35 protein-coding genes are annotated in these 23,201 nt (G+C 59.3%); 20 read left to right on the top strand and 15 right to left on the bottom strand.

The genetic code is table 11. The annotated features are described in order from the left end of the window. Positions 1 to 246 precede the first annotated feature (246 nt). From V1279_RS15235 to V1279_RS15255, 5 genes are all read right to left on the bottom strand, one after another. Positions 247 to 834: a TIGR02594 family protein gene (locus tag V1279_RS15235; RefSeq protein WP_334437204.1), complete on the bottom strand. Its 588-nt coding sequence runs from the start codon at positions 832 to 834 to the stop codon at positions 247 to 249. Positions 835 to 858: 24 nt separating this feature from the next. Further along, on the bottom strand, positions 859 to 1,005 hold the full coding sequence (locus V1279_RS15240; RefSeq protein WP_334437206.1) for a hypothetical protein: 147 nt from the start codon (positions 1,003 to 1,005) through the stop codon (positions 859 to 861). Between the two features lie 49 nt (positions 1,006 to 1,054). Continuing rightward, entirely contained in the window at positions 1,055 to 1,249 is a 195-nt protein-coding gene (locus V1279_RS15245; RefSeq protein WP_334437208.1) for a hypothetical protein, read from the bottom strand. After that, complete coding sequence (locus tag V1279_RS15250; protein ID WP_334437210.1) at positions 1,246 to 1,440, bottom strand: hypothetical protein; 195 nt, start codon at positions 1,438 to 1,440, stop codon at positions 1,246 to 1,248. The genes V1279_RS15245 and V1279_RS15250 overlap by 4 nt, the downstream gene beginning before the upstream one ends. Before the next feature lie 103 nt (positions 1,441 to 1,543). Continuing rightward, entirely contained in the window at positions 1,544 to 2,014 is a 471-nt protein-coding gene (locus tag V1279_RS15255) for a deaminase (RefSeq protein ID WP_334437212.1), read from the bottom strand. A 453-nt stretch (positions 2,015 to 2,467) separates the two neighbouring features. On the opposite strand from V1279_RS15255, the gene V1279_RS15260 reads away from it, so the two are divergent. Next, the gene (locus tag V1279_RS15260; RefSeq protein ID WP_334437214.1) at positions 2,468 to 2,896 is read left to right on the top strand and encodes a hypothetical protein; all 429 of its coding nucleotides are present in this window, start codon (positions 2,468 to 2,470) and stop codon (positions 2,894 to 2,896) included. Here V1279_RS15260 and V1279_RS15265 read toward each other — a convergent pair. From V1279_RS15265 to V1279_RS15290, 6 genes are read right to left on the bottom strand one after another with little or no spacing between them, the layout of a single operon-like run. After that, positions 2,874 to 3,266 (bottom strand): DUF2493 domain-containing protein, encoded by a 393-nt coding sequence (locus tag V1279_RS15265; protein WP_334437216.1) that lies wholly within the window; start codon positions 3,264 to 3,266, stop codon positions 2,874 to 2,876. The genes V1279_RS15260 and V1279_RS15265 overlap by 23 nt on opposite strands. Next, positions 3,266 to 3,688, bottom strand: coding sequence for a DUF6884 domain-containing protein (locus V1279_RS15270; protein ID WP_334437219.1), 423 nt, complete (start codon positions 3,686 to 3,688; stop codon positions 3,266 to 3,268). Before V1279_RS15270 ends, V1279_RS15265 begins: the two co-directional genes overlap by 1 nt. Then, the gene (locus V1279_RS15275) at positions 3,685 to 4,551 is read right to left on the bottom strand and encodes a hypothetical protein (RefSeq protein ID WP_334437221.1); all 867 of its coding nucleotides are present in this window, start codon (positions 4,549 to 4,551) and stop codon (positions 3,685 to 3,687) included. Before V1279_RS15275 ends, V1279_RS15270 begins: the two co-directional genes overlap by 4 nt. Beyond that, positions 4,527 to 4,835, bottom strand: coding sequence for a hypothetical protein (locus V1279_RS15280; RefSeq protein ID WP_334437223.1), 309 nt, complete (start codon positions 4,833 to 4,835; stop codon positions 4,527 to 4,529). The genes V1279_RS15275 and V1279_RS15280 overlap by 25 nt, the downstream gene beginning before the upstream one ends. Next, complete coding sequence (locus V1279_RS15285; RefSeq protein ID WP_334437226.1) at positions 4,817 to 5,071, bottom strand: hypothetical protein; 255 nt, start codon at positions 5,069 to 5,071, stop codon at positions 4,817 to 4,819. Before V1279_RS15285 ends, V1279_RS15280 begins: the two co-directional genes overlap by 19 nt. An 11-nt stretch (positions 5,072 to 5,082) precedes the next feature. After that, positions 5,083 to 6,360, bottom strand: a complete 1,278-nt coding sequence (locus V1279_RS15290) for a tyrosine-type recombinase/integrase (protein WP_334437229.1) — start codon at positions 6,358 to 6,360, stop codon at positions 5,083 to 5,085. Positions 6,361 to 6,798: 438 nt separating this feature from the next. On the opposite strand from V1279_RS15290, the gene V1279_RS15295 reads away from it, so the two are divergent. From V1279_RS15295 to V1279_RS15355, 13 genes are all read left to right on the top strand, one after another. Continuing rightward, positions 6,799 to 7,989: a phage portal protein gene (locus V1279_RS15295; protein WP_334437232.1), complete on the top strand. Its 1,191-nt coding sequence runs from the start codon at positions 6,799 to 6,801 to the stop codon at positions 7,987 to 7,989. Then, positions 7,989 to 8,708, top strand: coding sequence for a hypothetical protein (locus V1279_RS15300; RefSeq protein ID WP_334437235.1), 720 nt, complete (start codon positions 7,989 to 7,991; stop codon positions 8,706 to 8,708). Before V1279_RS15295 ends, V1279_RS15300 begins: the two co-directional genes overlap by 1 nt. Then, positions 8,705 to 9,013: a gene transfer agent family protein gene (locus tag V1279_RS15305; RefSeq protein ID WP_334437238.1), complete on the top strand. Its 309-nt coding sequence runs from the start codon at positions 8,705 to 8,707 to the stop codon at positions 9,011 to 9,013. The genes V1279_RS15300 and V1279_RS15305 overlap by 4 nt, the downstream gene beginning before the upstream one ends. Next, entirely contained in the window at positions 9,010 to 9,516 is a 507-nt protein-coding gene (locus V1279_RS15310; protein ID WP_334437241.1) for an HK97 family phage prohead protease, read from the top strand. Before V1279_RS15305 ends, V1279_RS15310 begins: the two co-directional genes overlap by 4 nt. Before the next feature lie 4 nt (positions 9,517 to 9,520). After that, positions 9,521 to 10,669, top strand: a complete 1,149-nt coding sequence (locus tag V1279_RS15315) for a phage major capsid protein (RefSeq protein ID WP_334437243.1) — start codon at positions 9,521 to 9,523, stop codon at positions 10,667 to 10,669. A 70-nt stretch (positions 10,670 to 10,739) separates the two neighbouring features. Continuing rightward, positions 10,740 to 11,126, top strand: a complete 387-nt coding sequence (locus V1279_RS15320; protein ID WP_334437246.1) for a hypothetical protein — start codon at positions 10,740 to 10,742, stop codon at positions 11,124 to 11,126. A gap of 12 nt (positions 11,127 to 11,138) precedes the next feature. Further along, entirely contained in the window at positions 11,139 to 11,729 is a 591-nt protein-coding gene (locus V1279_RS15325; protein ID WP_334437249.1) for a hypothetical protein, read from the top strand. After that, positions 11,729 to 12,079, top strand: coding sequence for an HNH endonuclease signature motif containing protein (locus V1279_RS15330; RefSeq protein WP_334437252.1), 351 nt, complete (start codon positions 11,729 to 11,731; stop codon positions 12,077 to 12,079). Before V1279_RS15325 ends, V1279_RS15330 begins: the two co-directional genes overlap by 1 nt. Then, positions 12,076 to 12,402, top strand: coding sequence for a hypothetical protein (locus tag V1279_RS15335; RefSeq protein WP_334437255.1), 327 nt, complete (start codon positions 12,076 to 12,078; stop codon positions 12,400 to 12,402). The genes V1279_RS15330 and V1279_RS15335 overlap by 4 nt, the downstream gene beginning before the upstream one ends. Positions 12,403 to 12,424: 22 nt before the next feature. Further along, complete coding sequence (locus V1279_RS15340; RefSeq protein WP_334437257.1) at positions 12,425 to 12,715, top strand: hypothetical protein; 291 nt, start codon at positions 12,425 to 12,427, stop codon at positions 12,713 to 12,715. Between the two features lie 49 nt (positions 12,716 to 12,764). Further along, complete coding sequence (locus V1279_RS15345; protein ID WP_334437260.1) at positions 12,765 to 13,046, top strand: head-tail connector protein; 282 nt, start codon at positions 12,765 to 12,767, stop codon at positions 13,044 to 13,046. Between the two features lies 1 nt (position 13,047). Further along, complete coding sequence (locus V1279_RS15350; RefSeq protein ID WP_334437263.1) at positions 13,048 to 13,467, top strand: DUF3168 domain-containing protein; 420 nt, start codon at positions 13,048 to 13,050, stop codon at positions 13,465 to 13,467. Next, entirely contained in the window at positions 13,467 to 13,781 is a 315-nt protein-coding gene (locus V1279_RS15355) for a head-tail adaptor protein (protein WP_334437266.1), read from the top strand. The genes V1279_RS15350 and V1279_RS15355 overlap by 1 nt, the downstream gene beginning before the upstream one ends. 14 nt (positions 13,782 to 13,795) lie before the next feature. Here V1279_RS15355 and V1279_RS15360 read toward each other — a convergent pair whose 3' ends face one another. Then, complete coding sequence (locus tag V1279_RS15360; protein ID WP_334437269.1) at positions 13,796 to 14,473, bottom strand: hypothetical protein; 678 nt, start codon at positions 14,471 to 14,473, stop codon at positions 13,796 to 13,798. Positions 14,474 to 14,625: 152 nt separating this feature from the next. On the opposite strand from V1279_RS15360, the gene V1279_RS15365 reads away from it, so the two are divergent. The 5 genes from V1279_RS15365 to V1279_RS15385 are packed head-to-tail and all read left to right on the top strand — an operon-like array spanning position 14,626 to position 19,432. After that, positions 14,626 to 14,895, top strand: coding sequence for a P27 family phage terminase small subunit (locus V1279_RS15365; RefSeq protein WP_334437271.1), 270 nt, complete (start codon positions 14,626 to 14,628; stop codon positions 14,893 to 14,895). Beyond that, a complete protein-coding gene (locus V1279_RS15370; protein ID WP_334437273.1) occupies positions 14,867 to 16,483 on the top strand; it encodes a terminase large subunit in 1,617 nt (538 codons plus the stop codon). Before V1279_RS15365 ends, V1279_RS15370 begins: the two co-directional genes overlap by 29 nt. Further along, entirely contained in the window at positions 16,480 to 16,878 is a 399-nt protein-coding gene (locus V1279_RS15375; protein WP_334437275.1) for an HK97-gp10 family putative phage morphogenesis protein, read from the top strand. The genes V1279_RS15370 and V1279_RS15375 overlap by 4 nt, the downstream gene beginning before the upstream one ends. Continuing rightward, positions 16,875 to 17,222 (top strand): GTA-gp10 family protein, encoded by a 348-nt coding sequence (locus V1279_RS15380; RefSeq protein ID WP_334437276.1) that lies wholly within the window; start codon positions 16,875 to 16,877, stop codon positions 17,220 to 17,222. Before V1279_RS15375 ends, V1279_RS15380 begins: the two co-directional genes overlap by 4 nt. Further along, a complete protein-coding gene (locus tag V1279_RS15385; RefSeq protein WP_334437277.1) occupies positions 17,222 to 19,432 on the top strand; it encodes a hypothetical protein in 2,211 nt (736 codons plus the stop codon). Before V1279_RS15380 ends, V1279_RS15385 begins: the two co-directional genes overlap by 1 nt. A 955-nt stretch (positions 19,433 to 20,387) precedes the next feature. Here the strand turns inward: V1279_RS15385 and V1279_RS15390 are convergent. After that, on the bottom strand, positions 20,388 to 21,308 hold the full coding sequence (locus V1279_RS15390; RefSeq protein ID WP_334437279.1) for a hypothetical protein: 921 nt from the start codon (positions 21,306 to 21,308) through the stop codon (positions 20,388 to 20,390). Positions 21,309 to 21,510: 202 nt separating this feature from the next. Between V1279_RS15390 and V1279_RS15395 the strand changes: the two genes are divergently transcribed. Beyond that, positions 21,511 to 21,804, top strand: a complete 294-nt coding sequence (locus tag V1279_RS15395; protein WP_334437281.1) for a hypothetical protein — start codon at positions 21,511 to 21,513, stop codon at positions 21,802 to 21,804. Between the two features lie 55 nt (positions 21,805 to 21,859). Here the strand turns inward: V1279_RS15395 and V1279_RS15400 are convergent, their stop codons facing one another. Next, complete coding sequence (locus V1279_RS15400) at positions 21,860 to 22,081, bottom strand: hypothetical protein (RefSeq protein ID WP_334437283.1); 222 nt, start codon at positions 22,079 to 22,081, stop codon at positions 21,860 to 21,862. Between the two features lie 32 nt (positions 22,082 to 22,113). Then, entirely contained in the window at positions 22,114 to 23,193 is a 1,080-nt protein-coding gene (locus tag V1279_RS15405; RefSeq protein WP_334437286.1) for a hypothetical protein, read from the bottom strand. Positions 23,194 to 23,201: the final 8 nt, after the last annotated feature.

Consider the following 23,201-nt stretch of genomic DNA (forward strand, 5'->3'; position numbering starts at 1 on the left):
GGCACATTCCGTCGTGCGTGGCGCGGTAGCCCGCGCCGCGCGGACCTTCCTCGTCCCAAAGGCCTTTGCCGTAGAGAGCGAAGCCCTTTCGCGCCAAGGCCCGGACGGACCTCCGCACATGGCGGAGATCCAGACCGGATCGCTGGGCGATGCCTCGAAATGACAGATGGTTTCCGTCGTATTCGAAGACCTGGGCCAGGGCTCGGAGGGCCTTCAGCTCTCGTTCGCTGACTGGCGGGCGCGGGTTCATGAGGGCGAAACCCAGGCGCGGATGCGGGAGCGCTTGTAGACGGTCTCGGCCACGCGGTTGCGGTGGTTGCCGCTGATGACGATGGGATCGCCCTTCGGTGTGAAGCCAGAGACGACGCCGACATGTCCCCCGCCGCGCCGGCCCATGGTGACGATCGCGCCGACCTGCGGTGCGATGTGCCGCTTGTTCTCCCAGGAGATTGCGCGGTCATCGACGCCTGACGCGCCAGTGAGCTTGCGAAGGAATGCGGAGCACCAGAGGGTCGAACGGACGCCTACCTCGCGCGCCGTCGCGCCGATGTATTGACGGGCCTTAGCGACCAGGCCGCTGCCGGCGTCGAAGCCGCTCTGGAAGCCGCTCTGGAAACCGCCGAAGAAGGACTGCTGCTCCTGCGCCTGTTCGAACTGGCGGGCAGGGACGCGCTCAAGCCTGATGCCGCGGTAGTGCGCGACCTTCTTTTTCTTCAGGATCTGGTGGACGGTCTTCTGGTGATGATGACGCTTGTGATGCGGACGGGCTTCTGCGGCCGACGCGGTGATGGCGATGATGGCGGCGCACGAAAGCACCGTGACTAGTCTCTTCACGTTCTTCTTCTCCTTTTGAGGGGATCAGCGGGCCTTGGCCTGCTCTTCGGCTTCGCGCAGGCGGCGTCTTTCCGCCGCGTTGCGCATGTCCTTCAGGACCGCCGCGCAGGTCGGCAGGTCGGTCCAGTCGGGAAGGGCGGGTTGTTGGTCGTCGTTTGCTTTCTTGCTCACAGGTCTCTCCTTTTGAATTCATGCAAGCGTGCGGGCATAGCTCCGCCGCTCACTCGGGCTTGAGGTCCATGGTGAAGTGTCGGCCGACGTAGAAGGCCTTTCTGTTGCGATCGGTCATCGGGACTTCGATGACCATGGAGAGCATCGGCCTCCAGTCTGCATCGCTGATCGCTTTGCCCTGGCCGGTGATCCGCAACTTGTCGCCCATGTCGCTGGCTTCCAAGAGATGTCCCTCGATCTTCATCGTTCCCCCAATCCAAGTGTCCTGCGCCACTCGCGCGCTTCCGGCAGCAGCTTCTGTTCGATGACGTCGTCCTCGGTCGGAGCCACGATCGCCTGGACCAGTCGCGCATCTGGCAGGATCGACTGACAGGGCTGCTTCTTGTCCGGCCGGTTGCACGTCGGCTCGGTCAACTTCGCGCGGACGGCGAACATTTCGCGATCCGGTCCGAAGCGGTCGAGAGCGTTGACGCGGCTGATGCGACCTTCACGGTCGCACTTCGCGCATTTCACCCGGACGAAGGGAAGGGGCCAGGCATCAAGCCGCAACGTCGTTCTCCATGTTGATCAGATCGCAGTAGACTTCGGCCTCTTCGTAGAGCGCCTGCGCTTCGCGAAAGGAGTCGTTCCAGCGCGGGTTGTCGACGAAGGGGGCAACCACGCGAGTGATCCCGGCCTGGATGACCTGGATCGCGCACTTTGAGCACGTCAGGAATGGCCAGGTGTAGAGGGTGTATCCAGTCACTGGCTCGGTCGCCCAATTCAGGGCGTTGATTTCGCCGTGGACCGTGAGCTTCAGCTTCATGTCGCGGTCTTTCAGCCGCTCAGCAGTGTCCCTGATCTTGCGTGGGAAGCCGTTGTAACCGACCGATGCGGGCGTGCGGTTGGGGCGCACGATGACGGCGCCGACCTTTGTGCTCGGGTCGCGAGAGGCGGACGAAACCCATTCCGCTCCCCTCAGAAAGTAGCGGTCCCACCAGGCCTGGCTGCGGCTCGGAAGCGGCTGCATCACTTCACCCCCATAGGCAATTGGTCGAATGCCGGGGTCGCTCCGGTTGCAAAGGAGGAACCGACGCCTGCTACTTTGGCGAGAGTTCCGACGTTTGCAGCGTCACCAGAGTTGTTAACTTGAATTGACAAAGGGTCAGCCATGCTGACCAAAGCCGGGTTGGCTCTGGTATGCCAGAACGCAGTAAATATGCGGCTTGCGAGCGATCGAAACAAAATGAGCCTCCGTTTGCATTGACGTTTGCAGTAAAACAAATGAAAGGGGGCGTCAAGTTTTAGGATTGTGGCGATCTGAACAGGCGTTCACGAAATCTGGCGGGTTTCGTGTGTGAAAACAGCCCTCACCGTACTTTTACGGCTGCCACAATTTCTTGCGTTTCCATGCAAATGTGGTTAGTGCAAACGCAACGAAACGGACCCGTGGTGGGTTCCAGAAAAGACGGCGTAACAGAAGATGAAAAGCCCCTTTGAGTACCGGTCCTACGTCATTCGCGCGGAGGACGGTCGCTACACTGCCAAATCCCTGGACGGCGAAACCTGCACTCTGCAATCCAGATTTCTTCTCCGCACACTCCGAGCCGTCGACACATTGTGGACCCTTGTCGAACAGGCCTCCTCCATCTCAGGCTTGCCAGCCTGGTTTTCTTCCTATCTGAACAATCCGACCAAGGCCGTCGATCTTGACGAAGCTGCCAGCGCAAGCGAAGAGCTTGCCCCCGAATGCAGCAAGGACAGCGTCGATCCGATCTCGATGTTGAGGTTTCCGAAAGCGCCGATCCGAGCGATTGCTAGCGCTGTTGCCGCCGCCTCTACTGCCGCTGCCGCCTGTATCGTGCAGCTGACGTCTCAAGCCGCCCCGATCATGCCATTAGCAATGGCGTAATGCCGTAGTCGAGACATCGACTCGCCATATCTTTAGTTCCTTTACCGCCCGGAAAACCAATGGCGCGATCCGGGCGCCCCTCTCGTAACATGCGTTCGTTTCGAATATGACCGGCCGCGGCATCGTACAGCTTGCCGCGACTGTTGCGCTTCACCGCCGCGCCGACGCGCTCGATGTTGTCCCAATCAGCCGGGTAGGGATCAACCGCCACACCACGGTTCTCCGCCCATTCCCGGGCCATCCTGTCGGCTCCTGACGCCTCGCCCTCAATGATCACCGTGATAGGTGAAGCCGCATGCTCGGCGTCCAGAACAGCGTACAGCCGTCTTCTGTCGCGATAGTTGCGACCGCCAAAAACCAGCACGCGCATCAGTTCACCCTCTTCGACAGCCAGCTCAGCTGTTGCCCCATCATCAATCCATCCATCGGAACTTCCACGCTCTTGAAGCGGAGCATCAGCGGGTCCATCAGGAACTCGCGATAGTTCTTGCCGGCGAGCACGATGGCCCGACTGCCCCACAGATCCAGCTCCGCCATCTGGTGCATCACGCGCTTCGCCCAGTGTTGACGAAGCTTGATGCCGAGATTGTTCAGCGTGGCTTCGTAGGGATCGATCATCTGACCGGGCCTGAGAAGACCATACTCGGCCGATAGGATGAACCAACGGTCCGCGTTCTGGCGCACATACTCCTTCGCCATGCGGAACCAAGGGGAGATGTAGAGATGCTCCGCCAGCTCCGCAGTTGTGGACTTGGTCTTGACGCAGGAGACGAATGCGACGTCAGCTTTCATGTTGACTGCTCCAGTTGGGGCGCAAGGCCAGCCGAGTTACGCGCCACCATCAGCAACAACCCGCCGATCTGTGGAAACAGCGCCAACAGCACCAGCCGCACCATGGCAAAATCATCGCCGCTTGGTTTCACTAGGCCGAGGGTCAGCCAAGCTACCACCTTGATCGCCGCATCAGTCTGCGGATCGGCCGCCTGTTGGACCGATTGCGTTGCGACGTCGAGCGCCTTGCGACGCTCGGCCACCTCCATTTCGCGCACCCGGCAAAACTTGCCAGTACCGCTGGCACATTCCCGATCGCGTGACGCCGTGGCGTCGGCGAGCGCGGTTTGCGCCACCATCACGGCTTGCGTCACCCGTGACGCCCGTGACGCCGTGACGTCGGCAATATTGATAGAGGCAAAGCCCAGGCCGGCGGTAACGGTGAAAGCAAAGGTCAGCGACCAGACGGCCCATGCCACCAGTGCGGTACCGCGCCGCCGCGCCTGCCACATACTGGCGGCACAGGATGGCACTGCCAGGGCGCACAGATCAGCAGCCACGCCTATGGTCAGAAACAGGAACCCTGAAACGGCATTCGAGCCGAGGCCGTGCGCGAAGGACCCGTTCATTGCAACGCCGACTACCGTCAGGCCGATAGCGGCAACCGTTAGCAGCGTCGACGCCAATGGCCGGCGTGACGCCGTGACGGCTCGTGACGTGACGGTGACGGGTAGCGTGTCGGCCGGGACGGTGACAGGCTTGGCCGTCACAGCGACCGCGGTGCCAGCCTTTTTGCGCTTCCGATAGGCCCGAGCCCGTTCGGCCGACGTTAATGGTGCTTTCGGTTGATGTAGGGGAATTATTGATCCGGTATCGGTAGACATGACTTGAGCGCCTTTGGGTACATCTTGATGTATCGGTCGCGGAGCGGAGCAACGGTCTCGGCGTGACCTCTGCTGAAGACCTGACAGTGACCGGCGTGGATCGGCACCCCGATCTCGTTCTCGTTCACCAGCAGGACGTGCGAGCCATGTTCCGAGTAGGACATCTCGCCGGCCACATAGGCGTAGCCGGCGGATGACGGCCCCAGCGACCAGTAGACCCGGTCGCCGAACCCGATCTCCATTCCGTTCTTGTCGATGCCGGCCATCAGCGGAACGCCTTGCATGCGTCGCCGCTGCGGAAGGTGCCGGACGGGCAGGCGGTGCCGGGGATGTACGGATAGGCGCGCGGCGTGTCGCGGTGGAGCGCCTCGCACTTGTCGCCCTTGCCGACGTAGCCCGTTGGACACACGCCAGTTCGCTGGATCCGCTCTCGCCCATCCTTTGTCGGGGTGGGGTAGGGGTTCTCGGCCAGAGCCGGGGTTGCCATCACGACAATGGCCAGCAGTGCAAACTTCGTCATCTTGGTCTCCGTTACAGTTTGGCGCCGAGAATCCGCTTCAGCTCATTGCCGAGAACGTTTTCGACGGCGGTCTTCTCAGGAAGCATGTTGTATTTGTCGTAGATGTCGGTGACGTCGTCTTCGACGTGGTCGAGCGTGGCCTTGACGTGATCACGCGGCGCACCCGCCCGCCGCGCCAGTGTGGCAGCCGTTCGCCGCAGATCGTGCGGAGTGAAATGTTCCAGCTTCAGGAACTCACGGATGCCCATGCGATGCTCGGGGCGTCCGGTGAGCGCCTGCGACAGGGAGTTGCGCAAGATCGGAGCCGGCTCTTCTTGTCGTTCGACACGCTTTTCGATTTCCTTAAACCCACCATAGGGCGACGGAAAAACAGGGATCTGCCCCTCGTCCTTGAGGGATCGCTTGATGATGCCGACCGCCACATCGTTGAGAGGCACGATGATGTCGCGCCGTTTCTTCACCCTGATCTTCGGGATGTGCCACTGCGGGTCATCTTTTCCGAAATTCTTCAGCTCGGTCCGCAGCGCTCCCGCGGCTTGTCCCGGTCGCACCATGGTGCAAAGGATAAGCCGCAGCGCTTCCCGCACCGGCTCCTCCGCTGGAAGATCGGGATCGTACAGTCCATGCCAGAGCGTAACTATCTCGTCGTCTTCGAGGACGCGCTCCCGAGCTTCCTCCTTGCCGAAATGATCCAGGTCTTCCAGCGGGTTGACCTTGACGTACTTGCGGCCCGGCTTTTTCGCCCACTTGAAGAGCTGGTACAGCTTGGATTGGGTCCGGTTTGCCTGGACGGGGGTGTCCTCGGCCATCTCTTCCAGGAAGTTGGCGAAGTCGTCATCGGTCAGGGCCTCGATCGGCCGGCGGCCGAACTCTGCCCGCGGCCGGCGCAGCAGCTGCACGTCATTTTTCCAGGAGCTGATATTTGGCTTCGAGTACTTCTCAATGTATTCGTCGCACACAGTGTCGAAGGTCAGGTTTGCGACCTGCTGCGTGATGGTGATCTTGGCTTTCTTCTCGACCCGGGGATCTTCACCATTCCGACGTGAAGTGCGATACTCGCGAGCGCGCTCACGGGCGTCCTCAAGGGACACCTCGGGATAGGGTCCGATCGTCACCCGGACGTTCTTTTTGGTTCCGACGATCTTGTAGTGGAAGGAGAAGGTCTTGCCTCCCTTATCCGTGACGCGGAGGATCAGGCCAGGAACTTCAGAATCGTGATATTCGGTGCGCTGAGCACCAGCAGGAGTCTTAACGGTCTTGAGGAATACGTCGGTCAATCGCTTCTTCATCTGCATCTCCAACAGGCTTGTTTGCAGGCCACCCCGGGTGGCCAACTTGCAGGACTGCTTAAATGCAAATGCAAATGCTGACAAGGTTTGAAAACGTCAAATCAACGACTTAACGTTTGCAGTTCGTGTCAGATCGTCCGCTAGAATGCAAATGAATTTGTTTTGGGTACTGCAGGTCGTTGGTTCGAATCCAGCTGCCCCGACCATATCGCATAAAATCCTTATAAATCAGATGCTTAAGTCGATTGCAACCAAACGAAAACGGTGCAACTCGTAACAGTCTTTCTGTGTTACGGCCATAATACTGCCGCAATTTGCGGTGTAATATAGTTGCTATTCAAGGTCGCCAAATAGAATCTTATTTCGGCGCGGCCTCATCCAGCACAACAGAGAAATCACCCAGTCATGCGGCGCTTCTGCCGCTTGAAGGAATCTCTTTTGTCGCTCGTTTCAAAATTCAAATCCCTAGTCGGTATCGAGACCAAGTCAGGCATCGCATCGCCCGACGCTTGGCTGTCCGACCTATTCGGCGCGACCCCGTCCGCTGCCGGCATTTCGGTGACCCCTCGCAGCGCCATGACGTGCCCGCCGGTCCGCGCCGCCGTCGCCGCAATCTCCGAACCAATCGGCACGCTGCCCTTTCATGTCTACCGCCGCACCGGGGAGGGCAAAGAGCGCGCTCCTGATCACCCCGTTCACAAACTGCTTCACGACCAGGTAAACGACTGGACCAGCGCCAGCGACTTCCGGGAGACGGTCACTCGCGATGCACTGCTCCATCCGGCAGGCGGCCTGGCCTACATCGCGCGGAACGCTGAGCATAAACCGATCTCCCTATTCCGGCTGAATCCCGAGACCGTTGAAGTCAGCGTCGATCCGTTCGAGGGGCCTGCCTACAAGATCACCGAGGGCGGCAAGAGCCGCGCTATCCCTGCCGCCGACATCCTGCACATTCCGTCCCCAGCGATGACTGGTCGCGGTCTGGTCGCTGAGGCCCGTGACGCCATCGGCTTGACGATGTTGCTTGAGCGCCACGCCAGCAAACTTTTCGCCAACAACGCGCGCCCTTCCGGCGTGCTGTCAATCAAAGGCGCGGCCAGTGCGGACGCGCTCGCCAAGGTCAAGGCAGCCTGGGTTGCTGCCCATGGCGGCGACAAGAGCGGCGGGACCGCGGTCATTCCAAGTGACGCCGAATGGCGCGCGCTCACCATGACCAGCGTTGACGCACAATTCCTCGAGCTTAGAGCCTTCCAAATCAACGAAATCGCCCGCGTGTTCCGCGTGCCGCCCCACATGCTGTTCGAGATGGGCCGCGCGACCTGGGGCAACTCGGAGAGCATGCGCCAGGACTTTCTCGACTTCTCCCTGATGCGCTGGATCACGGCGTGGGAAAACGAGGTCGCGCTGAAATTGCTGACGGCAGACGAGCGCAAAACCTACTTCGCCGAGTTCCTGGTCGACGGCTTTGTCCGCAGCGACCTGGTGAAGCGCACCCAGGCATTCACCGCCGCAGTAGGCGGGCCATGGTTGCTGGCGAACGAAGCGCGCGCCGCTGAGAACCGCGCACCTGTTGCCGGCGGCGACAAGCTGCTGCCCCCGCCCAACGCTACCGGCGTGAGTGCAGCGTAATGCTCCGATCAATCCACCTTCACGGCCACCTGAAGAAACAGTTCGGGGCCAAGCATCGCTTCGACGTCAGAACGGCCGCAGAAGCCTTACGCGCGCTCAACTGCGCATTCCCCGGCGACTTCGTCACCGCGCTACAGACTGGCAGCTACAAGCTTGTGCGGGGCGACAAGCGGTCCGGCATGCACCTGGATCTGGACCTGGTGAACACGTTCAAGCTGGGCATCGCCGACCTACACCTGATCCCCGTCGCTGCCGGCGCCTCGAACAGCAAGGGCATCGCCAAGACCATCATCGGCACCGCCCTGATCGGCACTGCAATCTTTATGTCAGGCGGCACGCTGGCGGCTCCTCTGGCCGGCATGGGCGGCGTTGCGTTCCCCGTCGCGGGTATGAGCGTCACCTGGGGCAACATCGCGTTGCTCGGCCTGGGCGTGGCCCTGTCCGGCGTCTCGACGATGCTGGCAGGCAACACGAACAAGCCCGAAGAACAGAAGAACGAAGACAGCTTCACTATCAACGGCCCCAGCAATGGCGCGCGCCAGGGCATGGCTATTCCTCTGATCTACGGCGAGGTCATCACCGGTTCCGTCACCGTCTCGTTCGATGCCGACATCGAAGATATCGGCGCCTATCAGGGCGTCACGGGTTCCATGGGCGACGGCGTCCAGGTCATTCGTGACGGCCTCGGCAATGTAACGATCTTTGGGGCTTCGGCATGAAGCCTCTAACCACATACTTTGGCGACGGCGAATATCCGTTTGCGCTGCGCTCGGCGCAGATCATCGAGCTTGAAGGCAAGTGTGGCGCCGGCATCGGGACCATCGCAGCGAGAACCTTCGCGAAGCACTTCAGCCAAATCGAAATCACCGAGACCATCAGGCTCGCTGCAATCGGTGGCGGCATGCCTCCGAAGCGCGCCGCCGAAATGATCGCCGCCTACGTCGCGGACCAACCGCTGATCGCGTCGTGGCCGCTGGCATCGAAGATCCTTGAACACGCATGGTTCGGAGCACCGCACCAATGACCGAACGTCTCGAAATCAAATCAACGCTCTCAGTTACAGAGGAGGGTGAAGTCACGGGCAACGCCTGGCCGTTCGGTTCGGCGGATAGCGTCGGCGACGTAATCACAAAGGGCGCGTTCAATGTAGTCGGATCAGACTTGCCCCTGCTGTTCCAGCACGATCCTTCCGATCTTGTCGGGTCGTGGTCCGAAATAAAGCAGACCGACGAGGGCCTGGTCGTCAAGGGCAGGCTTCACACGGATCGCCCACGCGCGCGCTCGGTGCTCGCCATGGTCAAGAGCGGCTTGGTGTCCGGCCTCAGCATTGGCTTCAAGGCGAAGTCTTGGACCGGCGAGCAAGGCCGCAACCGCATCATCTCTGCGCTCGACCTGTTCGAAGTCTCCATCGTTCGTAATCCGTCACACCCCAAGGCGCGCATTTTGAGCGCCAAGGAAATCAATTCGGCAGCGGCAATTGCCGAAGCCATTCACCGCGCTACGGCGCAACTACGCAAAGGAAGCTAAGTTTATGAGGTCCAATCTCAAAATCGAATTGAAGGAAGGCAATGACGCCGACCCGGCGGCGCTTGTCACGAAGGCGCTCGGCGATTTCCAGCTGGCCTTCGATGCTCGCTTGAAGGACGTCGAAACCAAGACGGCGTCAAACGACAACAGCAAGCTTGCTGATCGTCTGGACAAACTGGAGGCCAAAGCCGGCCGCCCCAGCCTGACGGCTGATAACGACAATACGGACACAAAGCTCGAGACCAAGGCTTTCGCGGACTACCTGCGCAACCCGAACTCGGTTCTAGAGACCAAGACGCTGCGCGTCAGTAGCGACGCCCAGGGCGGCTACCTCGCGCCAGTCGAATTCACCCAGGAATTCATCCGCGATCTCGTTCTGTTTTCGCCGATCCGTTCGATCGCGACGGTGAAGCCTACCAGCTTCGCCTCGGTGAGCCTGCTCAAGCGCACCGCGATCACCAATTCCAAGTGGAAGGGCGAGCTTGCCGATTCGGAAGAGTCAGAGCCGGCTTTCGGCGGACTGGAAATCCCGACGCGCGAGATAAACACCTTCGTGGACGTTTCCAACCAGCTCTTGCAGGATTCTGCCGCGGACGTGAACGCTGAAGTTCGCTTGGCGCTAGCCGAAGACTTTGGTCAGAAGGAAGGCGTTTCTTTCGTGTCCGGTTCGGGACCGTTGCAGCCGCGCGGGTTGCTGACGCATCCGGACGTCGAGACCTGGCTGAGCGGGAACGCAACCAGTGTGACGGTCTCGGGCTTGACCGAGTTCATTTACAGGCTCCCGGCGTTCTATCGCAATCGCGGAACTTGGCTGATGAATGGCTTGACGCTGGCATCGCTTCGTATGCTCGCAAACACGTTCGGGCAGCCGTTCTGGCAGCCATCGCTTGCACTCGGCCAGCCCGAAACGCTTCTCGGCTACCCCGTGCTGGAAATTCCGGACATGCCCGGCATTGCCGCAAACGCCACGCCGATTTTGTTCGGCGACTTCAAAACCGCGTATCGGATCGTTGATCGCGTCGAGCTTTCGACGCTGGTCAATCCCTACTCGCTCGCAACGAAGGGCGCGACACGCATTCACGCAACCCGCCGCGTCGGCGCCGATGTGGTTCAGCCGAAAGCCATCGTCAAGCTCAAGATCGCCACGGCCTAATTCGCAAACCGAGGGCGGCTAAGGCCGCTCTCTCACCATCCCCATCATTCAGTCATAGAAAGGATTCGCCTTGCGCGATCTAGCTTCAAATCTCGGCGTCATTCTGGCGCTCTCTCCCGCGGTGCAAGCCGCAACCATCAAAGGCAGCGCGGTCGATCTGCTCGGCTTCCAGGGCGCCGTCCTGGTCGTCAACACCGGCGCTGTTGCCGGTGCTGGTGACTATACGGCCAAGATGCAGGAATCGGACACCACGACGGACGGCGATTTTGCCGACGTTGCGGCCGACAACCTGATCGGCGCCTTGCCGGCGTCCCTGACTGCCGATGGCAGCTTTAAGCAGGGCTACGTCGGTCACAAGCGATACGTCCGGGTTGTCCTCACCAAGAACAGCGGAACCTCGATCGCTGCCGGTGCTGTTGTCGTGCGTGGTCACGCCAACAAGCGCCCGGTCGCGTAAGGGACGGCGATTATGCGGCTCCAAGCAGACAGTGAACTTGTGATCGGTCATGAATCGATCCGGCTGCGCCCGACGCTTGGGGCTGCCTTTCGCCTTGAACAAAAATATCATGGCTTCCACAACCTGTTCAACGCTGTTGCTAGTGGCAGTGTTTCTGCTCTGTCTGATGTGATCAAAGAGGGCTGCGGTCAAACGTCTGCCCTTACGGACTACCTCGATAGCTCCTCCGAACATGACCCCCTGGTGATCAGCCTGGACCTGATCATCCCCCAAGTGTGCACGTTCCTCTTGGCGTTGGCCGGTGACGAACTGGTCATCAAGGATGACAGCCCGACCATCGAACAGATCACGTTCCTCGAATATCACACTCGTCTCTACAGGCTCGCGACTGGCTGGCTGGGCTGGAGCCCCGAGATTGCTTGGGCGGCAACGCCTGCGGAGATCCTGGAGGCGCAGAAAGGCCGCGTCGAAATGCTGAAGGCCGTGTTCGGCGGCAAGCAGGAAGACGGCGCCGACGAAACGATTACCGATTTGCGCTCGGCGAGGGACCGCTTGAATGCCCTGGGCGATAGCAGCGTCACCGACATGCGGGACGTGCCGTAATGCCGACCAAACCCAACCGTCTTTGTAGTTGTGGCCGCGTCGTCGCTTCCGGCGTGCTTTGCGCCTGTCAGGTTGCGCACCGCGCTGAGATCGATAGACGACGCCCGAACGCCGCAGCGCGCGGCTATGACGGCCAGTGGCAGAAGGCCCGCGCCGGTTTCCTGGCCCATCATCCTCATTGCGAAATGCTGATCGTATCCGGGCAGCGCTGCGGCAAGCCTGCCAGCGTGGTCGATCACATCAAGCCGCACCGCGGCGATAAGCGGTTGTTCTGGCTGAAAAGCAATTGGCAGCCGCTCTGCACCCATTGTCACAACTCGAAAAAGCAGCGGCAGGAGCGCGGGCAATGATCTCAAGTGAAGACGAGCGCCAGCTTTGGTGTGCTGTCATCGCCCAGGCCATCGATGACGCGATCTGTGCGGTGGGTAAGAGCCGCCGACGGAACATGGAGATCATGGGCGCACGAGATTGGCTGACGAAGCCCAACCGTGACTTCGCTGAGGTGTGCCGCCTGGCTGGGTATGAACCCGACCGGATTCGCGCCCAGGTGTCCAAGCGCATCGACCAGGTGTTGCCGCTCGATTGTCCAGCGCCCCCAAAACCCCGGAAGCCCCGCCGTTCGCGTCGCTCTACCACCAACGAAAGCCAAGAAGCCAATGTCTCGCGTCCGTAAGATTACCCACGACGGCGTCACCATGAGCGTTAGCGACTGGGCTCGACAGATCGGAATATTGCCCTCGACGATCACCAAGCGCATCGATGCTGGTTGGTCCGTCGAGCAGGCTCTTACCATCAAGCGACGCTGGACACACCCCATTAAGCCCCAGGCTCAGGCCGATCATGAGATGCGCGAAGCTGTGCGTCGCTTCGCTTGCGAACAGCGGCGCGCAATCGATGCGTTTGAAGAGGACATGCTTGATCGGTTGAAAGGCGTGGCGATGACCCCACCGGGGGAGGGTCGAGAACTTTCCGAAACGCTCTCCTGACCGGTGGTTCTCCTCGACGCAAGACAGAATCTAATTGGAGTTTTTTTGAATGGCACTTTTGACACTAGCCGACGCCAAGGCACACCTTAACGTCACGACCGACGCGGATGACGACCTGATCACGGCGAAGCTTGCCGCCGCCTCTGATTGGGTGGCGACCTACGTTGGCGAGTTCAACGGAAACGAGCCGCCCCGCGTGCGGGAGGCCGTCTTGATGTTGGCTGCCCACCTCTACAACAACCGTGAGACCGTCCTGGTCGGTATCACCGCGCAGGAATTGCCGTTCGGCTTGCTCGATATGCTGAGCGACTACCGGGCCTGGTGCGCCTGACATGCGGCACGATCCCTCCCTCGCATTGCAGAAGGCCATTAGGAATCGCCTGGTTGCGTCCCCCGACGTTCTGGCGCTGGTGCCGGCCGGCAGCATTCTCGACACCAACGGAAGGCCCGAGGTTGTCCCGGTGATCCTCCTGGGCGAGGGCCAGACGGTCCCGCGGCGCTTCTATTCGACCAGTTACGCCACCATCCATGTCTGGATCGATGAGCCGGGCCTGGTGCAGGCGAAACAGGTTGGTAGCGCCATCGTCGGCGCGCTGACGTTCGATGCTGAGGTTGAGCGAGCAGTGTTGCGGATCGACGGCTTCGATTGCCACGATCTTGCGGTGACCAATCTGCAATACATGCGCGACCCCCATGCGAATTACAGCCATGCGATCGTTACCGTAGCGGGTATCATGAAGGAGCGCGCGTGATGAGGGCAGGAACACTCGACCGCGTTATTGAGATTCAGACCAGGACCACCGGCCTTGATCTATACGGCACGCCTATGGACGTGTGGAATACGGCCGCCGCAGTGCGGGCGCAGATGCTGCAATACGACACCAGCAATCGCGAGGGCGTTCACACCGCTACGGACACCACAATCACGTTCCGGATCTACTGGATCGAAGGCGTTACGCTGGAGAGCCACGTCCTCTACGAGGGGCACGCCTACAAGATTCAGAAGATTAGAGAGATCGGTCGTCGCGCCGGCTTGGACATTACGTGCGAGCGCGCCGGACTATGAGTTCTCAACCAGAATCAAATTCCGAGAAGCTTATTCTGCTCCGCTCGCAATATTTGTCGGCGCTTCTCGTCAGCTGTTACCTGGGCGCCAAGATTCTCATACACGCCTCGCATTTCCTCTACACAACGCTTGAATTCCTCCTCAGCCTTCTCATGCTCGGATTCCGCTTCGGCCTTCCTTCGCTCCCAGTTGGCGCGCATTTCCTTCCCGGTATATCTAGGATCGTAGCTTGCAGCGTCAGAATCTCTTTTAGCCTTATCAAGGCGCTGCGCGCCTTGGCGGAATTTCATAAGTTCTTTCGAGAGTTCAGCCCTTACAACATAGGGGGAAGATGGAATCATCTTCTCGATTTGATCCTCAAAATCAGCTCCCATCAACGTGCGGGCTCCAAAAAACTCGAACTCCTTGAGAATTTCGGTTGGCTCCGTAAGTTCTTTGAACCTCATTGCGAGTTCAAAAGCTTTGCGAAGGCCGGGCAATTCCTTTTCAAGTCTATCTTGCTCGCGACCTCGTGCAGCCAATTGCATTTGACGCCTAGTCGTCCGCACACCAACAATTACACTGATCGCCGCAATGAGGGCCGCGACAAACTTAATCCAATCGGCGCCGGCCGGCAGCGCAACAATCCAAACCACAAAAATTGCAGCAAAGAGCAAGAGCGAAATCGCAAAAAGATCATAGCGCTGTTTCATCGGGTAAAATTGACTCCACTTTGCTCTTTTGTCGAGGGGGTTGCGGCGTGAAGGGTCGAAAACCTGCGCTTGCCGCAGACCAGAAGGCTCTGGGTGTCGTGAAACCGGCTGCGTGGCTCTCAACGCATGCAAAAGCCGAATGGCGGCGGGTGATGCCTGATCTCGTTGAGCGACGCATTCTGACGAATGCCGATCTCGGTAGCCTCGAAAGTTATTGCATAGCGATTGGCCGCGTTCGCGAGCTTGAAAAGCTGCTGCGCGCCGGCATCGATCCAAAGCTCTTCCGCATGCAGGATCAGGCCATCAAGACAGCGCGCCAGCTTGCCGCTGAACTTGGCCTTACCCCGGTATCGAGGTCACGCCCTTCGATCCGCGACGACAACCAGGACGACGATGACGACAATCCACTCAACGTATCCTGACTGGTTGTATGACGGCACCGAAATTCCCGACCCGTTCGGCTATGGCGAGCGCGCGGTCGAGTTTCTGCGTCGGCTGAAGCATCCAAAAAGCCGCTCGCCGAAGAAAGCATTCAGCCTTGACCCGTGGCAGGAGCGCATCGTCCGGCGCATCTATGGCCCGCGAAAGGATGACGGCACGCGGATCGTCAACACCGTCGTGGTCCTTGTCCCGCGCGGCAACCGTAAGACCAGTTTGTCGGCGGCGCTTGCGCTACTGCATACCATCGGCCCCGAATTGGTCCCTGGCGGCGAGTGTATCTTTGCCGCAAGTGACCGGAAGCAGGCCGGCATCGCCTTCAAAGAGGCGCGCGGCATCGTGCAGGCGGACAAGCGCGTCCTAAGCAATGTCAAGGTCTATGACGCGTTTAATTCGGCGAAGAAAATCGCGTATCCGCGCGAGAGTTCGGAGCTTGAGGTTGTGTCGTCTGACGCTCCCGGACAAGAGGGACGGACACCGGCTTTCGTCCTGGCGGATGAAATCCATGTCTGGCGCGGCACTGATCTCTGGAAGGTGCTAACAAACGGCCTCGATAAGACGGACAATAGCCTTCTAGTCGTGGCGACTACGGCGGGACGTGGCCAGGACAACATCGCCCATGAAGTGATTGAGCGCGCCCGCAAGGTGGCGCGTGGTGAAATCATCGATCCATCACTGTTGCCGGTCTTGTTTGAGGCTGCTCCCGAATGCGATTGGACCAGCGAGGACGTTTGGCGCCGCGTCAATCCTGGCAGCGCTCATGGCTATCCCTCGCTAGACGGATTCCGCCGCCATGTCGCGCGGGCGAAAGACAGCCCGACCGAACGCGACAGCCTGAAGCAATACAAGCTGAACATCTGGCTTGACCATAGCACCAGCCCGTTTGTGGACATGAGCGTTTATGACAAGGGCGCCGATCCGATCAACTATGACGCTCTGGTCGGTGCGCCGTGTTGGATCGGCTGCGATATGTCCAAGACAACGGACCTGTCCGCCGTGGTCGCATGCTTCCGGGAGGGCGACACCTATACCGTATTGCCGCAGTTCTTCTGTCCCGCTGACGACATCCGGAAGCGCGGCGATCTCGACGGCGTTGATTATGTTCGCTGGTCGCAAGAGGGATTCATCACGGCGACCCCAGGCAACGTGATCGACAACCGAGCAGTCGCGGACTGCATTCGCGGTCTCTGCCAGCGCTATGACGTTCGGGAGATCGCATTCGATGCAGCCTACGCCCAGGCCGTGACAGGGCCGCTGAATGACGAAGGACTGCCGGTCATTACGATGCGTCAGGGCTGGATCACACAATCGCCGGCTCTCAACACCCTTGAGGCTGCAATTTTGAGCGGCAATTTTCGTCACGGCGGCCATCCGGTGCTCCGCTGGTGCTTTTCGAACGTCGCGATCCACACCGACAGCGCTGGCAACCGCGTCATGCACAAGGGCAAGTCTACTGATCGGATCGACGGCGCTGCCGCGTCGTGGATGGCCGTGTCGCGCGCGGCGGCTGGGAACAGTGGCCTCAGCTTCCTCGACGACCCCAACGTCACCGCTGAGGACATGGTCCTATGACCGCCGACGAGCTTCAAGATTATCTGGAAAGCCTCCCGGACAAGGTTGAGCAGAACGTCGCGGACGTTCTCCAGGACCAGGCGCGCCAGCTATCGGAAGCCCAGCGCGCGGCGTTACGGGCACACCAGGCGGCACCGGACGAAAGTGGACACCTTGAGGAATCATGCCGTGTTGAAACCCGCGATCCGCTCGACGTGCATGTTGTCGCGGGCGGCGAGCTCACGACCACCGAGGTCCGCACCGGTAGCGGCGAGCCATACGACTACAGCCTCGGTTTCGAATTCGGCAATTCGAGGCAGCCGGCGCGCCCCTTCTTTTATTCGACCTATAGGGCGATGAAGCCCGACATAGACGAAGCAATCTCAGACGCAATTGGAAAGGCAATCGATCAATGACTGACACCACCGACACCCCGCGCCCGATCATTTGGGCTGGCGGATCACACCACATGACCCTCAATCAACGCTGGGTTCGATCCGTCTTGTCCGTTCGCGGGCTCCCGGGCGACTTCGGATCCACACCTGCAGCGGCCTTCAAACGGTTTGAGCAGGGCGTCGCCAGCACCGACGACATAGAGCAGGTTATCTACCTGGGCCTGATCGGCGGCGGCTTGTCCCGCGAGGAAGCCGACGACCTGGTCGATAAGCATGTGCGCGCGCGTCCGGTGCTGGAAAATCTCGCCACTGCCGTCCGCGTGCTCTCCACGCTGTTTGCGGACCAGGAAGGGGAGGCCGCGTAATGGCCAAGAAACCGTCCCTCGACATCGCACTTGGCGCGCCGGATATTCAGGCGTTCCGCTCGAAAATGAACGAGGCCAGCAACCACGTCGGCACCGTCGCACGGCAGATCAGTCAGCAATTCCTCAACATGAACGAGGGGATCAGGGACGGTTTGCTAGCTTCAGCTTCCCGCATGGCGCTCGGCATGGTTGGCAGGATCGCGCTGGTCGTCGGAAGCTTCAAGCTTATGTCCGACGCCATCAGCGGCGCGCGGGAACAGCTTGCGGACATGGTCGCCCTTGCCGACAAGGCGCAAAACCTGGGCGTCTCGCCACAGTTCCTGCAATCGTTCACCGCCGAATCCAAAAAGCTGAAGGTAGAAGCTGGCGAACTCGAATCCGCATTGAGCCATGCGTTCGGCGCGACGAAAGAGAAGTCGCCTATCGATATCGGCGCCTGGGAGACCGGCAAAGAGCGGATCACCGATGTTGAAAAAGCGCTGCGCGTTCTCAACGCCACCGTTGCGAGCGGCAAGCTTGAGGGCCTGGTGCTGTTCCGTGACGCCAATACCCAGGAACAGAAGGTCATCGCCGTATTGAAGGCGATGCAACAGCTTGAGCAGATTGGGCAGCGCGCCGCCGCGCTCGATCTCGGCGAGCGCATGTTTGGATCGCAATTTGTGGAGCGTATCCGGCAGGGCAAGACCAGCGCGGAGAGCATGCTGGCGACGGTCAAGGAAGTCAGCGCCAATTCGGACGGCATCTTTTCGAACGTCCTGGTGCAGCGCGCAAAGGAAATGGACCTTGAACTTCAGAGGGCTCACCAACGCCTATCGACGGCGCTAAAACCATCGTGGGATGACCTGGCATCGGTCCTGCTGACGATAAAGGGCTATTGGGCGGACACGATCAACCTGATCGCCAAGGCCGTGGAGCTTTCGAACCAGATCAAAATCCCCGGCTTTACCAGCGACACCGACATCGACGCCAAACGCGATGCGCTCGGAAAGGTCAACGCGCGGCTCAACGGCACAAGCTCTTGGACCGACACGTATGGCATCCTTGCCAGCCGTGAGACCCTTGAGGGCCACCGCGACCGGCTGCAAAAGGAGATCGCCGCGCTCGCCCAGGGCGATCAGTATGGCCCGCCCGTTCCTGGCACGTCACGCGGCGCTGGTGCAGCGCCGACGTTGAAGCCGACAGATACCGGCGTCGATAAGCTTCAGGGTGCTATCGACGGCACCGAGAAGCGCATCGCTGCATTGAAGGCGGAAGCTGGCGCGGTCGATCTTACGACCGAGGCCAGAAATAGATTGAAGATCGTCGCGCAACTCGAAACCGTCGCGATGCAGGCGAACGCAGCGGCGGGGAAGGGCGCTAACGTCGTCACCGAGGAACAACGCCAGAAGATCAACGAAGTCGCCGACGCCTACGCCCAGGCAACCAAGGCGATTGAGCAGGCCAAAGTTGCCAGTGAAATCAGGCGCGATTCACAAACGGCTTTGCTTGATCCGCAAGACGTGCAGATCGCGGAACGCCTGCGGTCGATCTATCCCGACGTCGCAACAGCGCTCGGCAGCGTGGAAGCGCAGGCGATGCGGACCAACGAGGTCATGCGGTCCATCGGCAACACCATGTCGTCATCGTTGACGACGGGCTTGGCAGACATTCTCGACGGCACCAAATCCGTCAGTGAGGGCTTCGCCAGCATGGGTAAGGTGATCTTACGGTCGCTCGAAGAGGCCCTAATCAAAATGCTGGTCGTGCAACCGATCATGCGCTCGTTGAGCGGTGCCCTGGGCGGCGGACTGTTCGGCTTTGCCGACGGCGGCCTGGTCAGCGCCGGAAACTTCGCGGACGGCGGCCAGATTCAAGGACCAGGAACCGGCCGCAGTGACAGCATTGTCGCGCGCGTCTCCAACGGCGAGTTCATTACGAATGCGCAATCTACGGCGAGGCACCTGCCATTGTTGCAGGCAATCAACAGCGACCGTTTGCCTCGTTTTGCAGACGGTGGCGCGGTTGGCTCAGTTCCGGCGCTTAGTGCTGGCGGTGGCCATACCATCTCGACGGCGGTCAATGTGACGGTGCAGGGATCGCCAGGATCTTCACAGGCCGATCACGATGCGCTCGGGAAGGTCATCGGGCGCCACGTTCAAGACGCGGTAGACGCTGCCGTTGTGAAGCAGATGCGGACTCAAATGCGACCAGGCGGCTTGCTCAAGCGATAGTTGGCAAAGAGATAGCCCCCGGGAGGAGTCATTCCCGAGGGCTTCCCTGATGAGACACACGCGGCGAGCGTTGCCTACTTCCATTATAGCAACTTCTTCGAGCTTTTACGCAGTTTCTCGAAAACTTTTTCGGGAGTCAATTCACCGCACACTATTAGTAGTGTCACCGCTCAACGGTATTGTCAGGGAGCGCTTCGCGCTCCCGCTTTGCAGTCGATCACATCGATTGAAACATACAAACCAACTTACACACTCAATCACCATTCCAAAGGAAACTTTCTCCCTCCAAGGACAAGCACCTAGACCATAAGCCTAAGCGCCTATCCTGAAGGGAGAGAAATTCGAGGGTTCATTCCACCGAAGGTTAGTCTGGAGCGTAGCGGTCGTGATGACGATCACGGCGAGGCGGCATCCATTGGCCTCGCCATAAGCTCCGTTTCTCGATTGCAAGCAATCATGCGGTTATCCGGCCGAAACCGGACGCCCAACCCGCATGCAAGACAATCCATCAACATGGGGCTGGTGAAGGGTGCCGTGAGGCAGGGCCTTCATCTTTTGGCGCGTTCGACGATCTGCGATCGTCCGGTGCAACCTGACCAAGGCGTCCTACCTCTCCGTAGGGGTGCGCGTGGTCCGATATCCCGTTCGCCTGCGGCTGGCTCATAGGAGGCGTGGTTTCCCGCCTCACCGTCTCGTTTGAAGCCGCTATACTGTCGCCCCAAAGGAAGGAAGACAGGTTCTCATCAATTGCTATTATAGCAAGTTCTCGCGATATCTGACCGTCTATTTCGGGCGCTGATGCAGTTTCATTTCTATCCGATTAGAAATTAAACAGCATCGCGTCGCACACGTATCGCAGTCAGCCAGGTCGCCACGATCATCGGACCCCGGACTTTTACGGTCACCCAGCCGCTCAGCCGGGAAGCCAAATGGGTTTACGGTGAGGTGCGCCGGATCATGCGGGATTGGCCGCTTCTGGACTAGGGAGCGCATTGGTGGCGCTTCCGCCTTCGAGCTGTAGCGTCGGCTGGATACCATTCGTTGCCTCCGCGATCTCTTGCGCCATCGCGATGATCAAGCTCTCGCCATTTGCAAAAAGCATACGGGCGTCGCCCTCAGTAAGGACGACCCGGGGATGGACGATCGGATTCCGATAATCTTCCCGCATCTGGTCCAACTCCGTGAGCGTCTTTTTTGATGGACTGGGCGTCGGGTTCTTCGCGGCGATTTTCTCCAGGGCGATGATGTAGTCCTTCCAACCGTTCAATGTCTCATTCGGTTTTCCACTGAACAGCTGATAGTAAACTTCAAGACAGGCTTCGACTGCCCGAGCCACGTGAAAACCGGATGCGGATAGGAGATTAAACGCCAAGCAACGTCCGGCTGCCCTCCAATCGTCCTTTGCCTTCTGTGGAATATGCGCCTGCAAGTCGGCAGGAAACGTATTATCAGCGGTGTCCACCAACGCTGGCGTATGATAAATGCCGCGGCGGGGAACGAAGTAAGTTGCGGTCTCTCGCATTTCCTCGGCAAATACAGTCTCAAATTCGGAAATGGTTGATCTAATCCAATTCATCTGCCACTCGCCAATGGGAGCGTCACCATCTTCAGGAAACCGCAAGGTTGGCTTGCCGTCTTGATCTTTGGTTTCGAACCGGCCGGTGAAAACCTCATTCAGCCGGTCCACCACCAACCGCGCCTTCCCTATTGATATCCCGACAGGGATTGGGTCTCCCTTGATGAGAGTTTCCATATGCGATTTGGCCTGCCAAAGAGGCCAAAAAGCTTTTTGCGTAGCGACGTCACCGGTCAGCGCGACGAACGACTGAATTGTTTTTCCGAAATCGTAGAAAGAAAAGGGGTTAATCCGTTCCAATGCTCATCCTCCCCGCATATTGAACGATGATTGTAAGCGGTCACTGATTGAAAATATATCTCAACTGGCTAACCCATTGTCCTGATCCCACAACCTTAGTAAGCAACGACTGATATTTCGGTTTTTCCGAACCAACCAGCCTTGCCGCCGAATCTCAAATCATCCATTTCAATCCCGTGCATCACCAAACATCGGGGCTGAAATGACTGAATTGTATCTCGGGACCGATCTCTACCACGCGCTAGTTGAATGCCTGTTGCCCGTCGCCGGCAATGGCAATGCCGATCAGATCAGGGCCGTCATCGGTCCGCTAGCAAAGGACCGCATGGAGCCACTGGCGGATCGCCTGGCGCACCTGCCGCCCTGTCCAGCGTGTGGCGCGGTGACCGGCAACGAGATCAAGATCGTGCTGGGCGAGGTAGGCGACATCTGGCCGAACCACATCCGGAGCGCGGTCACGCTTGCGCACTATGAGGATCATCTGACGCGGCACTGATCGCAACATTTCGGCGACAAGGGCGCGGGAGACCGCGCCCTTTTTGTTGCGCGCATTACGCCTCGGTTGATGCGGGAGATTTTGCCGCATTCTCAGCGGCAAGAGCCAGGGCCCGAGAGAGCTCGAGCGCCTGTTCCGCCGTTACCTGAAAATGAACCCCCACAACGCTAGCGATAGCGACGGTGATCTCGTTGTCGATCTGCTCGACTATGATCGCAGCCGACTCGTCGATTTCAATCTCTGCGACACGACCGAGGTTGTCAGGTTCCTTCGCCATCACTACAATCTCCATGCGCCCCAGTGAGCGGCTTAATCGAGCGCCGTAGAAATCTCCGGCAACCGACCTAAGGTGTTCCAGAATGCTTCTGGCAATTCAATTCTCATTCGATGGCTTTCGTCCGCGCCGATGTAGAAATTCCCGTAGTCGCCGTCGATATAGAGCCGGACAGGGCACCCCTTGTGTTTCGTCCATCCCTTCAAGGTAGAGATGCTGAGTGGCTTGAAGCCACTTCTGATCGCCTCCGCGTCTGCAAAAATGTTGCGAGCGGTATTAAGGCCGGACGCGAGCATCCGCGCCGCCTTGGCCCGTTCCATTTGCTCCATATGCCGGACTCGCTCTTGAACCTCATCACCGAACTCCAAGAAGGACAATCGCTTCGCGCATGTCGTCATACGCCCGGCAAGATGCGACGTTTTTGGGCTAAACATTTTGCATTCAGGGAAAAGACTGAGCCTCTGAATATCCAGAAATGTTTCCACTTCCTCTGCCCCACCGCGAGCGCGACGTAGGCGCCGCCCTTCAACATGAACGTTGAGTTCGCCCCGGCCAACATGTCTCCAAAGATCGACGCGCACGAATTCGTCGATCCGGTTGCGGAGCGCCGTATGAACCTGATCGATGGCGGTTAGGGTAGGTCCGGCCGCTAGAACAGTTTCACGAATCTCACTCGCAAGATGAATGTTCTGTAGGAGATACGAGATTGTCCGTCGCGCAGCTTCTTCACGATCGAACTGCGCCACCGCCTCCCAATGCCCTTCTGGATTCAAAGTCTGAAAGCACTCAGGGCCAATCATTCTGATCACATGCTCGTCCGGAAACCACGCGATCTTTCCGTTCCTTGAAAACTTCGGCGCGCGCGGTGAACAGCACGGGCACGGTGCATGTCTATCGGGCGCTTGATGGCTTTCGGGCAGATCGAACGTGCCCAGGTAGACGATACGAGCCCCAGCCACCGGCTTTGCATGAGTGTGGTGCCGCCACGTATGCGGTTCACCCGTCTTCTTAATGTGCTCTTTGATTTCACGAAGCACCGCTTCGGCTGCATCGCGAGTTCTATAGAAGGGTTTCGGATCAAAGAATTCGTCAGGGATATCCAATTGCAGAGACATTGCGAATC

Source organism: Bradyrhizobium sp. AZCC 1610, from assembly GCF_036924515.1.
In the GTDB taxonomy this organism is placed as follows: domain Bacteria; phylum Pseudomonadota; class Alphaproteobacteria; order Rhizobiales; family Xanthobacteraceae; genus Bradyrhizobium.